A 13,591-nucleotide genomic window follows, 5' to 3' on the forward strand; every position below is an offset into this window, starting at 1 on the left:
TCATATGGAATCCTTTACCTGGGTGAAAGCCTCCACAAATCAACCGGATACAAACAAAGTGGCCGTTCTGCTGCCTGGTTCCGGATATCCAGTGGAAGGCCCGGTCCTTTTCTGGGTAGGCGAAATGTTGGGTTCGCTTGGATGGCATGTTCAGGCTGTCCGGTGGACTCCTGACGATTCGCCGGGTGCTGCGCCTCACGAATTTGCGGCCAATGCTGCCGAGCAAGCTTTTGCTGCCTCGCCCGAAGCCGATCACCGACTGATTGTCGCCAAATCATTCAGCACTTTGTGTATTCCTTGGGCCGAGGAAGCTGACATCCCTGGGATCTGGCTGACGCCCCTGCTCACAGATGACAGAGTCAGAAGTACTATCGGCACGTCGTCGAAGGACGACCTGTTCATCGGAGGTTCACTGGACAAGCTCTGGGACGGAGGACGTAAGTCTGAGGGTGCTGGAGCGTTTGTTGAGGTGCCGGGAGCCGACCACTCTTTGCAGATTCCAAACGATTGGCGGGCCTCCCAGAAAGCTCAGGCCGAAGTGTTCGCGCGGGTTGAGGCGTTTGCCGCGGGGCTGAGCTAGCCTCGGACGTTCAGCGAGGGAAAAAGCAAGAGGTTAGGTTGGGCGCTGACGTGCACCCAACCCAACCTCTTTCAACGCAGATGGACTTACAGAACCGTGGTCCGCGTCAGCGACAGGTCCTTCGTCTCGCGGAAGAACAGCACCACAACCACTGCGGACACCAGAGCCATGCCCATCAGGTAGAAGGCTGGAGCCAGCGGGGTTCCAAATCCAGCTACCAACCCCGTGGCTACGAAGGGAGCGGTTCCCCCGAACAGTACGTAGGCCAGCGTGTACCCGATGGCTGAGCCGGAAGCCCGGACCGAGGAAGGGAACATCTCCACCAGAGCCGGCACGTTGGACGTACCAATCACGGCAACAAGTGCACCCAGGATGCTCGTACCCAGAATCGCGAACCCGAGCCCCAACGGCATGATCGAGAATGCCGGAATGGTCATCACTACGAAGCCAACACAGGCCACCAGCAGCATCTTCTTTCGACCAAACCGGTCACTGCCGCGCGCTGCCAGAGGACAAACCGCCGTGTACACCAGCATGGTAATCACACTCGTGATCATGGATTCGGCCGAGGAGTACCCCAGGCTCGAGGTCATGTAAGCGATCATGTAGCTGCTCATCAAGTAGTACGCGATGGCATTGGTGATGCTGTATCCGAAGAGTGTGAAGATCTGTCGCGAGCACATCCGGATGGCGTCTCCCAGGGGTCGCTTTGCCACTTCGCCTGTCTTTTCCAGGCCGCGGAACACCGGAGTGTCATCCACCTTGGAGCGGATATATAGTCCGATCAGTCCCAGCGGTGCAGCGAGCAGGAAGGGAATCCGCCAGCCCCAAGCCTGGAGGTCTTCGGTGCCCAACGTCGCGGTGATCGCGGCACCCAGCAACGCACCGGCAACCGAAGCCAGGCCGACAGTGGCCGGGATGATGCTGGCGTACGTTGCCCGCTTGCCCTCTGGTGCGTATTCCACGATGAACGCCGAGGACCCCGTGTACTCGCCGCCGGTTGTGAAGCCCTGAACAGCGCGGAACACGAACAGGAGAATCGGAGCCCAGATACCAATCACCGCGAACGTCGGCAGGATACCGATGCAGAACGTGGCCGCGCTCATGATCAGCACGCACAGGCCGAGCATCTTGTTTCGGCCAATCCGATCACCGTAGCGTCCAAAGAAGGCCGCGCCGAGCGGCCTGGCGATGAAGCCGCCGGCGAAGATCGCCCACACGGCCAGAAGTGACGCCGTCGTGGAGTAATCCGGGAAGAACAGCTTCGCGATGGTGACGGACATGACCGCATAAGCCGCGGAGTCGAACCATTCGACAAAATTTCCGACGGCGGCTGCCGCGGCGACGCGCTTCAGGCTGCGGCGCGGGGAAGACTCGGTTTCAGCAACTTTCTCAGTCATCGTATTCATGATTGTTGTCCTTCAAAGCGGGGAGAGGCTACAACGTGTGGGAGTTCGCGGAGCTGGGCCCGCTGGACTTTTCCGGTGGCTGATTTCGGCAGTGCGGAAACGTATTCAATGAATCGCGGGTACGCGAAGCGGGAGAAGTTCTCCTTCACGTGGGCCACGATGGTTTCGCTCAGGTCCGCTCCCCCAGTGTGACCGGGCATCAGTTCGATCCATGCCTTGATGGACTGGCCGCGGAGCTCGTCGGGCACGCCAGTCACCGACACGTCCCGCACGGGATCGAGCTCGCGAATGACAGCCTCCAGCTCATAGGGTCCAACACGGTAGCCGGACGTTTTGATGACGTCGTCGGTCCTCCCTAGGAACCAGAAGTAGCCGTCTTCGTCCGCGTAGGCCTGGTCCTTCGTGTGGTACCAATCGCCCCCGAATGCGGTGGCGGACGCCTCCGGCATGTTCCAGTATCCCAAGGGAAATTGCGGGTTGGATTGCGCGCGGAGGCAGACCTCACCGGTCTCACCGGCGGGGACTTCCTGCTCGTTTTCGTCCAAGAGGCGGACTTCCCATCCGGGAAGCGGCTTGCCCATCGAGCCCGGCTTCACGGGCACATCCGGATAGTTGCCCAGCAGCGGGTAGGACTCGGTGGAACCGTAGTAGTCCAGCAGCGTCACCCCGTATTGCCCCTCGAACCAGGTGATCAAGTCCGGCGTTAGCGGCTCATTGGACGAGCAAACTGTCCGCAGGTGCAGCGGGAAGTGGGTACCGGCGTCGGGCACGTCTTCGCGCATCTTGCGCAGGAACGTCGGATTGACGAGGGCGCTGGTGATGCGGTGGCGGCTCATGCTGTCCAAGAGGGCTGCGGGGTTGAAGCCGCCGCTGGGCCGGAAGACCAAATGCGTGGCACCGAGTCGCAGCGGGCCCATGAGCTTGGCGAGCGACCACGCCCAGTCCCCCGCGCCGTAAAACACGTCGCCGTCGCCGATCTGGTGGCAGTACTCGAACTCGTTGTGGCCAAGGAGCGTCCGGTGCGCGTGGACGATTCCCTTGGCCCGGCCCGTGGTGCCCGAGGTGTAGAAGATGAGGGCGGGGTCGTCGGCTGTGGTTTCGACATCCTGGAACTCTGTGGACGCCTCTTTGATAGCCGGGCTGTCGATGTCGATGAAAGTGCCCTCGAAGTCCTTGAACAAGTGCTTCGCAGACTCCTCGGCGATGATCACCGACGCGCCACTGTCCTCCAGCCGGAACCGGATGGGCTCCGCGGCCCAGAGCAGGGACATCGTGACCAGGATGGCGCCGGTCCGCAGCACACCGAGGTAGGCGGCCGGGGTGTCGGAACGCTGCGGCAGCAGGACGGCGACGCGGTCGCCCTTCTTGATGCCGGCTTTTTGGAGTGAGGCCGCGATCTGCCGGGACCGGTCCTGGATTTCGCCCCAGCTCACCTCACGTTGACCTTCGACGGCGGACTCCAGGATGAGTGCCCGCTTGTCCCTTGGGTGCCGGTCGGCGACGTCGACGGCCATGTTGTAGAGCTCAGGCACCTCCCAGCGGTGGCTGTTCCGCAGTTCGGTATAGCGGTCTTGGGTTGCTGTTTTCACTTTGGTGTCCCGTCCCTTCAGCGCCGGCCGGCCAGGAAGCGGGCCATCTCGCGCTGGGGTTCACCGGTGCCGTAGGCCTCGCGGTGCACGCGCTTGGCTTCTGCCATGGCATCGCTCAGGTCGTCGTCCTCCAGGCTGCGCAGGCGGTTCTTGGTCAAGCGGACCGCGCCCGGGGGAAGGAGGCTCAAGCGGGCGGCGAGGTCCGTGGCGTAAGCCAGCACGCCGCCGTCGTCCGCCAGGTAGTTAAGGAGGCCGAGCCGCTGAGCCTCGGCAGCGTCCACCAGCTCGCCGGTGAGGACGAACTGGGAGGTCTTGGACTTGCCGAGGATGCTCCACATGGCCCAGATGCCGGTAATGCTGGGGATGCCGGAGAGGACTTCGGGCTGGCCCATGCGGACTTTGGAGTCGCCTACGCGGAGGTCAGCGAGGAGGGAGTACTGGAACCCGGAGCCTGCGGCGACTCCGTTGACGGCGGCGATGGTGATCTGGTCGAGGTTGCGGACGGCGCGGTAGAGGCGATCGAAACCGTCGATCCAGGCCTCGGCGGATTCGTGATCCTCGGGGTTCATGGATGCGGTCTCGGCGAGGTCCTGCCCGGCGCAGAACGCACGGCCGCTGCCGGTGAGGATGACCGTGCGGACTTCGTCGTTGCCTTTGAGGCTTTCCAGGTAGTCGATGAGTTCGTTGCGCATGGCCTCGGTCCAGGCGTTGAGCTTGTCCGGGCGGTTGAGGGTGATGATGGCGGTGGGGCCGGTCTGTTCGAAGAGGACGTCCTGGGACATTGGGGAGTTTCCTTTGGTTCGTTGGGGCTTCTTGAGTCCCATCTGACCATCGGCGAATGTGACCCGTCTAACATCAATATCTACTCGCCTTGATACCAAACTGATATGGTGCGGCGATGGACCTCCACCATCTCAAGTACTTTGTGGTGCTCTCCGAAGAGCTTCATTTCGGCCGTGCCGCACAACGTCTGCATATGGCCCAGCCTCCGCTGTCGCAGCGGATCAAGGATCTGGAGAAGGAGCTGGGAGTGCTGCTGTTCCACCGCCGGCGCACCGGTGTGGAGCTCTCCGAAGCAGGGGCGTTGCTACTGGAGCACGCGCTTGGGGTGCTGGATCACGTGGCCATGGCGCAGGAGTCAATGCGTCGGATCCGGCCTGGCGCGTCGGGAATCCTGCAGGTGGCCGTGCCACCGGATACGAACCCCGTTGCCTTGTCCACGATGGTTTCTTCGTTTAGCTCGCTTGCCCCTGATGTTCTGTTGAACCTGCACGAGCTGACCACTGTTGAGCAGGTCGAGCGATTGCGCGACGGCGAACTGGACGTTGCGGTGGTCCGTCACCCTTTGAGCAGCGTGGGTTTCGAATCGGGGGCCTTGTACTCGCGGGCGCTCGGGGTGGTGATGAATGCAGCGCATCCATTGGCTGCTTTGGCTTCTGTGCCGCTGGGTGACCTGGCCGGGAATCCGTTGATCATCTTCCCGCGGCACATGGCACCTACGTTGTACGACTCGTTCCTCCAAACGTGCCGAGATGCCGGGTATCTTCCCGCGGCTATTGTTCATGCGCGGAATCAGCACTTCACGCACGGGTTGATCATGGCCGGCCGCGGGGTGCACTTCAATGAGGAGCCTTGGACGCCGCTGCCGGAGGGGATCGTCTGGCGGCCTCTGGTTAGCGATCCGCTGGCTTGGCGAACGTCGGCGCTGTGGCTGAAGAGCCGGCGGTCAGCTGAGACGGACGCGTTCGTTGAGGCCGTGGGGGCGGGGTTGGAGGCGGGTGGGCACGGGTGACTGGTGCCTTTGCAGTTACTCGCAACCTCAGTGACACGATGTCAAGAGCATACCGTCTAAGGTATACTTTTGACACTCCAAGCCGTTTCTCTGGGATGGCAAAACAATACCGATCACGGTAGAATTTTGACATGAGATCAACATATCGAGACATATTGCGTGAGATCGCCTATGACAACCATGGTTATGTCACCACCGCGGACGCAGTGGGCGCCGGTGTGCCCGCCGTCGAGTTGCCAAAGCTCACGGCCCGGGGCGGGCTCGATCACGTTGGATACGGCCTTTACCGAATGACTGACATCCCGCCGACCGACGATGATCAATTTGCCGAAGCGACCTTGCGCGCAGGAGGGGACGCCTACCTGCGCGGGGAATCCGTCCTGGCCCTCCTCGGACTGGGGGACGTGAATCCTACGAATATCACCGTGGGTACTGGCCGTCGTGTCCGACGCACAATGCCCGACTATGTAAAGGTCATCCAGGGGCAGGCCGGCGCGAAGGTTACACGCTACCGCGGGATCCGCGCCCAGCAGCTCAGTGAAGCACTCCTCGAATGCCTGGGCCGGGTCCCCAGCTCGCGGCTGCGAGACGCTGCAGTCAAGGCCCGCGCTGAGGGATTGCTGACAACGGCGGAGTGGAACCGCGTGCGCAAGGAGCTCGCCGCATGAGCTACGGCACCCCGCCTCGGAACCTTGCGGCCCTCAACCAGAGACTGAAGAACCTAGAGGTAGACGAAACTCTTACCCTTCGCCGGAGGACAACGATGGCTCTGGTCGTGATCGGACAGATGCTGCCCGAAGGTGCCGTGAAAGGTGGCAGTGCCATGGCGCTGCGATACGGCTCCAGTACAAGGTTTACCCGCGACCTTGACGCCGCCCGCACAGGAGGAATATTGGCCTTCCGCGCAGACTTCGAAGAGCGCCTGCGGGAAGGCTGGAGTGGGTTCACTGGCCGTCTGGCCGAGCGAAAAGCACCGAAACCCGAGGGAATCCCCGCGCCGTACGTGATGAAGCCGTTCGACGTGAAACTCGACTACGAGGGAAAGCCGTGGTGCACAGTGCCCTTCGAACTCGGTCACAACGAGATCGGTGATGCTGACGATCCCGAGTTCGCTCTGGCGCCCAGCATCAGTGAAATGTTCACCTCTGTGGGCCTCCCCGCTCCAGACCCAGTGGCGGTAATGCCCGCCGACCACCAGATCGCCCAAAAGATACACGCGTCAACAGTGTCCGGAAGCGACCGCGCCCGAGACCTCGTAGACCTGCAACTTCTGGGCGCCCGCGAGCAGCTTGACCTGGCAATGGTCCGAGCCACTTGTGTTCGTCTGTTCGACTACAGAAAGGCTCATGCCTGGCCTCCGGAAGTTGTAGAGGGAGCGGATTGGGCGACCCTCTACGCGAAGGCTGCCGAGGGCCTTGATGTCGCATCTGAAGTCGCTCCCGCCATCGAGTGGCTGAAAAACTTCATCGCCCGGATTGACCAGGCCTCACCAAACGATCAGCCGTCGCCCTCTGAAGTTGGGTGAGGCCTACGCTTCCTCGAACCTCACGTGCCTAGCCGCCGCCGAAGAGTGGCGAGAGGGAGGTCCAGAGCTGGCGGATGCCCAGGACAACGAACAACAGGGCACACACTCCCAGGGCAAGATTGGAGTGCAGTTTGTTGGCCCAAGCTTTGGGAATTCGCCTGCCGTTGAGCAGCCCCAGCAGCGTCAATGCAAGGAATGGCATGAACAACGAACCCAGCGCTCCGTAGAGCAGGATCAGTCCGATGGGCTGACCCAGGGCGAACAGGATCATGGGCGGGAAGGTCAGCCAGAGGAGGTAGAACTTGAAGTACTTTCCACCAACACGGGTATCAGGGTGTCCTGATTCCTTGCCACGCATGTTGCCCCAGAAGTCAGCGAACATCAGGGAGACTCCATTCCAGACGCCAATGATGGAGGAGAAGGAAGCTGCCCAGAAACCAATAAGGAAGCCGGTTCCCACCACGTCGCCGTATTCTGCTTTCAGGACATCGTAGAGATCCAGAAGGCCTTCATCGCTCGCGCTCAGGGAAACACCTGCGGACCGGACAACTTCGGCGCCCACAATGAGCATGGCGATCACGAAGACGCCTGTCATCACGTAGGCCATGGAGTTGTCGATTCGCATGACCTTCATCCACTTGGGTGTGTACCAGCCCTTTTCCCGAAGCCAATAGCCGTAGGCGGCGAGGGTTATGGTTCCACCCACTCCCCCAGCCAGTGCAAGCGTGTAGAAGATGGCGCCGTCGGACGATGGGATTATCGGGATCAGTCCGGTCAGCATTTCCGGAATGTTTGGGGCGGCGATGATGGCCAAGCCCACCACCGTCACAAACATCATGCCCACCAGGGCCGCTGTGATCTTCTCAAAGGTGGCATATTTTCCCCACCAGACCATGGCGAAACCTGCCAGGCCCATCAGGATGGCCCACGCCCACAACGGCAGGATCGGGAACACTGCCGCCAACGGTAAGGCTGCGGAGGACATGGCCGTGGCTCCGTAGACGAAGCCCCAGATCATGATGTACGGGCCGAAGTACCAGGTGGTCCATTTGCCGAGGGATCGCCACCCCTCAAAAATCGTCTTTCCAGTTGCCAGTGTGTATCGGCCGGCTCCTTCGACGAGGATGATCTTCAGCACCACACCAACGATGACCGCCCAAAGCAGGCCGTAACCGAACCGTGAGCCGGCCACCAAGGTGGCGACCATGTCAGCCGCCCCCACGCCGGTGGCGGCCACAACCAGACCAGGGCCGATGATCCGCCACTTGGCCGGGCGGCCGCCGTCGTCGTCAATCCGGTCAGCGTGGCTGCCCCCGGGTGGAACCTGCTGATTGGCCCCCATCGCCCCCGTGTTCCTGGGGGTTGTGTTGCCCGCGGCATCGTTGCTCATGGCTTCTCCTCGACGTTGAGTGCACCCTGAAAACAGAGAACTGCAGACAATCTATTTATGATTCATGCCACGTCCAAGTCACTTCCAGATTTCCTAACACGTTCTTAGGTTTCGATGCTCGCGAGGCGGAGGTCGCGGGGGCGGTTCAGTCCGCGCCCCGCCATCCGCCCCGGCGGCTAAGCCCCCTCGAACCACCCACGCGCAGGGTTGGAGACCTCGGGCACCTCCCGGAAAACACCGGGCTGGGCCACCCAGCCAACACCGTTGGCGATGACCTTTTGGATCTGCGGCTGGTGGTACACCGGGTATTCCTGGTCGCCCGGGCTGAAGTAGAAGATCCTGCCCTTGCCCCGCGAGAATGTCACGCCGGAGCGGAACACCTCTCCCCCGGTGAACGAGCTGATAAAGATCAGGTCATCGGGTTCGGGGATGTCGAACAGTTCGCCGTACATTTCCTGCTGAGGGATCACGATCGGGCTCTCGATACCAGCCGCGATCGGGTGCGAGGGCTTGACCGTCCATACGAGCTCGCGTTCGCCCTCGTTGCGCCATTTCAGGGAGCACGTGGTCCCCAACAATCGAGTGAAAATCTTGGCGAAGTGCCCTGAGTGCAGCACCACCAAGCCCATGCCGGCCAGCACGTGGCGCTGCACGCGCTCCACCACCTCATCAGCGACTTCCCCATGCGCAATGTGCCCCCACCACAGCAGCACATCGGTCTGCTCCAAGACTTCCTCGGACAGCCCGTGCTCGGGATCGGCCAGCGTTGCTGTCGAGATTTCAGAGTCCGGGTAGAAGCCGCGGAGTCCGGCGGCGATGGCACCGTGGATCCCTTCCGGGTACATCTCGCCGATGGTTGATGGCTCGTTTCGTGCCTCGTGCACCGCTTCGTTCCACACAACAATCTTGAGTTTGGAATCAGTCATTTCAGAGCACCACTTCACGTTGTTCCAAGGCGGATTTGTAGCAGGCGTCAAGCACCAGCGCACGGCTCAGAGCAAGCGATCCATCATGACTTCCCCATACAGTTTCGCCACCGCGCACGGCGGCAATGAAATCGTCGACGACGGCCTGGTGGGCTCGCCCGGGTTCGGCCACCACCTCGAAGTCGGCGTTTTCGCCGTCCTTCTCGGTGAAGACATGAACATCCGCTACCGGGTTCTCGGAGGCGCCGACCGAGCGCAGGTCCGCTCCGCCGTCGGTCCCGTAAACGGTGAAATCCATCAGGTCCCGCTCGTCGCGGTACGTGGCCCATCCCGCTTCCAGGATCAAGGTACCGCCGCCTTCCAGCCGAATGAACGCAGATGCGAAGTCTTCCACTTCAAACTTATGGCTGGAGTTGCTGGCTGTGTAGCGGGCGTTGCCGCCGAGGCCGCGCGGACCGAGTTCGGAGTGGGTCGACGCCGAGACGGACAGTACCTTGGGCTCGCCCAGGAGGTGCAACGAGTAGTCCAGCACGTGGACGCCGATGTCAGCCAGCGGACCACCACCGGCGAGCTCAGGATTGGTGAACCAGCTGCCCAGCATCGGAATCCCCTGGCGACGGAGCCACGACGCCTTGGCGTAGTACGGGCGACCCAGCGTGCCGGCGTCGATCACTTCCTTGAGCGCCTGGATGTCGCCGCGGCGGCGGTGGTTGAACGCGACGTCAAGGACGCGGCCGGCCTTGCGGGCGGCGTCCACCATTTGTTGACCCTCGACGGCGTTGCGCGCCAACGGCTTTTCGCTCAGCACATGCAGTCCCCGCTCGAGCGACGCAATGGCGATCGGCGCGTGCAGGAACGTCGGCACGGCGACGCTCACGGCGTCGAGGCCTTCGAGCTCGATCATGTCTTCCCAGCGGGCGAAGGCGTGGGGAATGTTGTACTCCTCCTTCAGCTGGGCAAGAAGCTCAGCTTCCATGCCGGCGACGGCGACAATCTCGACGCCGGAAATGTTGCTGTACGCCTTGAGGTGCTGCTGGCCGGCCCAACCAATGCCCACAACTCCCACCTTGAGGGTTGTGGACGGGGCCTGCTGCTGAATGCTCACGTTGTTCCTGTTCTTTCTGGGGTTTCTAGGTTCGGGTTGAAAGGGCTAGCCTTTGACGGCACCGGCCGTCATGCCGGACACGATGCGCTTCTGGCAGAGGAGCACCAAGATAACGAGCGGGATGGTGATGATCACCGACGCGGCGCTGATGGTGCCGAGGGGTTGGTCGAACTCGCTGGTGCCGCTGAAGAACGCGATAGCCACCGGGACGGGGCGTGATTCCGGCGATGTGGTCAATGTGACGGCCAGGAGGAATTCGTTCCAGACCGAGATGAACACCAGAATCGCCGTCGTCGCCAGGCCGGGGATGGCCAAGGGCAGGATGACTTTCCGGAAGGCGACAAACGGTGTGGCGCCATCCATATACGCGGATTCCTCCAGCTCACGCGGGATCTCCTTGAAGAACGACGTCAGCGTGTAGATCGCCAGCGGCAACGCGAAGGTCAGCTTCGGAATGATCAGCCCCAGCAAAGTGTCGTACAGGCCGATTTCGCGCCAGATGGAGAACATCGGGGCCGCGATGGCGATGGCCGGGAACGTTGTCACCGAGAGGATCAGCGTCAGAATCATCGCTTTGCGGCGCATCTTCAGCCTGGCCAGCGCATAGGCGGCGAAGGACGCGAACACCAGCGCCACGGTTGTAGTCACGACGGCGATAATCACCGAGTTGCGCAAGGCCAGGAGGAACTCGGGGTTCTGGAAGACCACCAGATAGTTCTCAAGGGTCGGCTGGCTCGGAAAGAGCTCACCTTGGGACAGGCTCGCGCCCTTCTTAAGGGAGGTGTTGACCAGCCAGTAGAACGGGATGAGCGAGAAGCCCATCACGGCAATGACGAACACCCAAACCATCGGATGCAGCTTCGCTTCCCCACGCAACCGACGACGCTTCGGCGCCTTGGCGCGAGTGGCGAGTTCCGCCGTCGGGCGTTCTGCAGTCAACGTGCTCATTGTTCCTCCTTCGCGACGTCGCGGATGTTGCCGCCGGCGAAGCGGACGTAGATGACCGAAACCACCATGACGGTGAGGAAGGTCAGGATGGACAGCGCCGAGCCTTCGCCCACGAGCCGGTTTTCGCGCAGCTGGGTGTAGGCGAGCATGGACATGGATTCGGTGCCGTTGGCGCCGCGGGTGAGGACGAACGGCAGGTCGAAGACGCGGAGGGCGTCCATGGTGCGGAATATCGCGGCGAGGACGATCGCCGGGCGCAACAGCGGCAGGGTGATGTTCAAGAAGGTCTGCCATTTGCTGGCGCCGTCGAGTTCCGCGGCCTCGTACGTTTCGGCGGAGATGACCTGCAGGCCGGCCAGGATAATGAGCGCCGCGAACGGGGTGGTCTTCCAGACGTCGGCCATGACGATCACGGCCATCGCGTAGCCGTGCTCACCGAGCCACACGACATCGCCGCCGGGTAGCCCCAGGGTGGAGAGGACGTTGGTGACCAGGCCCATGTTGGGCTGGAACATCGTTTGCCAGGTGATGGCGCTGACCACGGTGATGATCGCGTACGGCAGCAGCACCACGGTGCGCAGGACGGCGCGGCCCTTGAACGCGAGGTTCAGCAGGAGCGCCATGGCCGTGCCGAGGATGAGTTCCAGGCTGACGGAGAGGCCGGCGAACAGGAAGGTCTGGCCGAAAGCCGCCCACCACTCTTGGCTGCTCAGGGCGTTGATGTAGTTTTCCAGACCGACAAAGCGGGACAGGCCGGCGGTGCGGACGCTGTACTGGTTCAGCGAGAGCCAGATTGCGTAGCCGATGGGGACCGCCGCAACCAGAGCCATGATGACCAGCGACGGCGCGGTCATGCGGAACGCGAGCTTGCGCTCGGCGCGGTCGCGGCCGCTTGTTGGGCGGGCCGGTGCGCCGCGGTTCGGCGCGCCGCCTGGGCTGCGGCCCGGTAGGAGTGTCTTGATGGCCATGATCAGAAGCTCGCCTTGGCGGCGGTGATTTCCTCGGCCATCTTCTGCACGGCTTCCTCGGTGGAGGCGGTGCCGGAGAGGACGGCGTAGACGTTCTTGTAGATCGCCTGGCTGATCTGCGGGTAGACCGGGGAGATCGGGCGCGGCTTGGCACCCTTCACGGAGGCGAGGAGTTCCGTGGCGAACGGCATCTTCTGGAGTACCGCCGCGTCAGAGTAGGCAGCTTCGTTCACGGGTGCCTGGGAGTAGTCCATGGCCACGTGCTTCTGCCAGTCCGGGGTGGTGGCGAAGTCGATGAACGCGACGGCCCCGGCCTGGTTGGTGGAGTGGGCCGAGATCGCCAGGTTCCAGCCGCCCAGCACGCCGGAGGCCTTACCGCCTTCCCATGCCGGCAGCGGCGCGACGCCGAAGCTCGATGCCAGCGGAGTCGCGTTGAGCAGCCGGTACACGTGCGGCCAGTTGCGCTGGTATCCGAAGTCGCCGGACTCGTAGGCGAGGCGGGCCGGGTCTTCGTTGTAGGTGAGGACGGCGCGGTCGGCTGAGCCGTCTTTGAGGCCCTTGCTCATGAAGTCGAGGACTTCGCGGGTCTCTTCGGAGTCAATTTTGACGTTGCCTTGGTCGTCGAGGACTTCGCCGCCTGCGCTGTACAGCATTTCGAGGAAGTTCACCGTGAGGCCTTCGTACTGCTTGCCTTGGTAGACGAAGCCGTTGCCGGGAGCCTTGGCGGCTTCCGCGTAGAGCTGCTGCCAGGTCTCGGGCTTGGCTACCTTGTCCTTCTGGTAGTAGATCAAGCCGGCGTTGGTGAAGAACGGCGAGCCCCAGTACTTGTCCTCATACTTGGTGGTTTCCACAGTGGAGGGAATGAGCCGGTCCTTGTTGGCCTCCACCAGCGTGGTCTGATCCAGCAGCCAGCCCTGGGAAGCGAACTCGGAGGTCCAGATGACGTCCGTGATGAAGAGGTCGCACTCGGTGGACTTGCCCTCGAGCCGCTGCACGATCTGGGTGCGGGCTTCATCCGTGGTGGCGCCGATCTCCGTGTACTTGGCCGTGACCTTGCCGTTCGCCTTGGTGAACGCCTCCGCCGTGCCCTTGTAGATCCCGCTCGCGTCCTTGACGCCGCAGATGTTGACGGCACCGCTGGCATTAGCGCCCGACGCCGGATCGGCAGCTGCCGCTTGCTCGGCACCTTGGGGTGCGGCTCCCCCGCCGCACGCGCTGAGGAGGAGGGCTGCGGCTATTGCGGTTGCCGCTAGGGCTTTGCGGTTTGAGGCTTTGTTCTGGCTCTGGAGCGGGAAGGCAGGTCGGTTCAAGTCCACAAGTGGCTCCTTTGGTGGCTGTGGGTGGGTGGCGTTCAGTGCG

13 protein-coding genes are annotated in these 13,591 nt (G+C 62.4%); 4 read left to right on the forward strand and 9 right to left on the reverse strand.

Going from position 1 to position 13,591, the window contains the following annotated elements; all coding sequences use genetic code 11:
* Positions 1-58 precede the first annotated feature (58 nt).
* Complete coding sequence (locus ACNAOT_RS19480) at positions 59-580, forward strand: hypothetical protein (RefSeq protein ID WP_420179038.1); 522 nt, start codon at positions 59-61, stop codon at positions 578-580.
* Positions 581-666: 86 nt separating this feature from the next.
* Here ACNAOT_RS19480 and ACNAOT_RS19485 read toward each other — a convergent pair whose 3' ends face one another.
* From ACNAOT_RS19485 to ACNAOT_RS19495, 3 genes are read right to left on the reverse strand one after another with little or no spacing between them, the layout of a single operon-like run.
* Positions 667-1,989 carry an MFS transporter gene (locus ACNAOT_RS19485; protein WP_420179039.1) on the reverse strand — a complete coding sequence of 441 codons (1,323 nt, stop codon included), beginning with the start codon at positions 1,987-1,989 and terminating at the stop codon, positions 667-669.
* Positions 1,986-3,578 carry an acyl-CoA synthetase gene (locus ACNAOT_RS19490; protein WP_420179040.1) on the reverse strand — a complete coding sequence of 531 codons (1,593 nt, stop codon included), beginning with the start codon at positions 3,576-3,578 and terminating at the stop codon, positions 1,986-1,988. The genes ACNAOT_RS19485 and ACNAOT_RS19490 overlap by 4 nt, the downstream gene beginning before the upstream one ends.
* A 17-nt stretch (positions 3,579-3,595) precedes the next feature.
* Positions 3,596-4,360 carry an enoyl-CoA hydratase/isomerase family protein gene (locus tag ACNAOT_RS19495; protein ID WP_420179041.1) on the reverse strand — a complete coding sequence of 255 codons (765 nt, stop codon included), beginning with the start codon at positions 4,358-4,360 and terminating at the stop codon, positions 3,596-3,598.
* Positions 4,361-4,476: 116 nt separating this feature from the next.
* Between ACNAOT_RS19495 and ACNAOT_RS19500 the strand changes: the two genes are divergently transcribed.
* The 3 genes from ACNAOT_RS19500 to ACNAOT_RS19510 all read left to right on the forward strand — a co-directional run bounded on the left by ACNAOT_RS19500 (position 4,477) and on the right by ACNAOT_RS19510 (position 6,895).
* Positions 4,477-5,370, forward strand: coding sequence for a LysR substrate-binding domain-containing protein (locus ACNAOT_RS19500; RefSeq protein WP_420179042.1), 894 nt, complete (start codon positions 4,477-4,479; stop codon positions 5,368-5,370).
* A gap of 131 nt (positions 5,371-5,501) precedes the next feature.
* The gene (locus ACNAOT_RS19505) at positions 5,502-6,038 is read left to right on the forward strand and encodes a type IV toxin-antitoxin system AbiEi family antitoxin domain-containing protein (protein WP_420179043.1); all 537 of its coding nucleotides are present in this window, start codon (positions 5,502-5,504) and stop codon (positions 6,036-6,038) included.
* Positions 6,035-6,895, forward strand: a complete 861-nt coding sequence (locus ACNAOT_RS19510; RefSeq protein ID WP_420179044.1) for a nucleotidyl transferase AbiEii/AbiGii toxin family protein — start codon at positions 6,035-6,037, stop codon at positions 6,893-6,895. Before ACNAOT_RS19505 ends, ACNAOT_RS19510 begins: the two co-directional genes overlap by 4 nt.
* A 28-nt stretch (positions 6,896-6,923) precedes the next feature.
* On the opposite strand, the gene ACNAOT_RS19515 is transcribed toward ACNAOT_RS19510, so the two are convergent.
* From ACNAOT_RS19515 to ACNAOT_RS19540, 6 genes are all read right to left on the reverse strand, one after another.
* The gene (locus tag ACNAOT_RS19515; protein ID WP_420181201.1) at positions 6,924-8,237 is read right to left on the reverse strand and encodes an Nramp family divalent metal transporter; all 1,314 of its coding nucleotides are present in this window, start codon (positions 8,235-8,237) and stop codon (positions 6,924-6,926) included.
* 224 nt (positions 8,238-8,461) lie between these two features.
* Entirely contained in the window at positions 8,462-9,211 is a 750-nt protein-coding gene (locus ACNAOT_RS19520) for a ThuA domain-containing protein (protein ID WP_420179045.1), read from the reverse strand.
* 1 nt (position 9,212) lies between these two features.
* The gene (locus tag ACNAOT_RS19525; protein WP_420179046.1) at positions 9,213-10,316 is read right to left on the reverse strand and encodes a Gfo/Idh/MocA family protein; all 1,104 of its coding nucleotides are present in this window, start codon (positions 10,314-10,316) and stop codon (positions 9,213-9,215) included.
* A gap of 45 nt (positions 10,317-10,361) precedes the next feature.
* Complete coding sequence (locus tag ACNAOT_RS19530; protein WP_420179047.1) at positions 10,362-11,264, reverse strand: carbohydrate ABC transporter permease; 903 nt, start codon at positions 11,262-11,264, stop codon at positions 10,362-10,364.
* On the reverse strand, positions 11,261-12,232 hold the full coding sequence (locus ACNAOT_RS19535) for a carbohydrate ABC transporter permease (RefSeq protein ID WP_420179048.1): 972 nt from the start codon (positions 12,230-12,232) through the stop codon (positions 11,261-11,263). Before ACNAOT_RS19535 ends, ACNAOT_RS19530 begins: the two co-directional genes overlap by 4 nt.
* Positions 12,233-12,234: 2 nt before the next feature.
* A complete protein-coding gene (locus tag ACNAOT_RS19540) occupies positions 12,235-13,548 on the reverse strand; it encodes an ABC transporter substrate-binding protein (protein ID WP_420179049.1) in 1,314 nt (437 codons plus the stop codon).
* Positions 13,549-13,591 lie beyond the last annotated feature (43 nt).

This window comes from Paenarthrobacter sp. TA1.8 (assembly GCF_048595705.1).
In the GTDB taxonomy this organism is placed as follows: domain Bacteria; phylum Actinomycetota; class Actinomycetes; order Actinomycetales; family Micrococcaceae; genus Arthrobacter; species Arthrobacter nitroguajacolicus.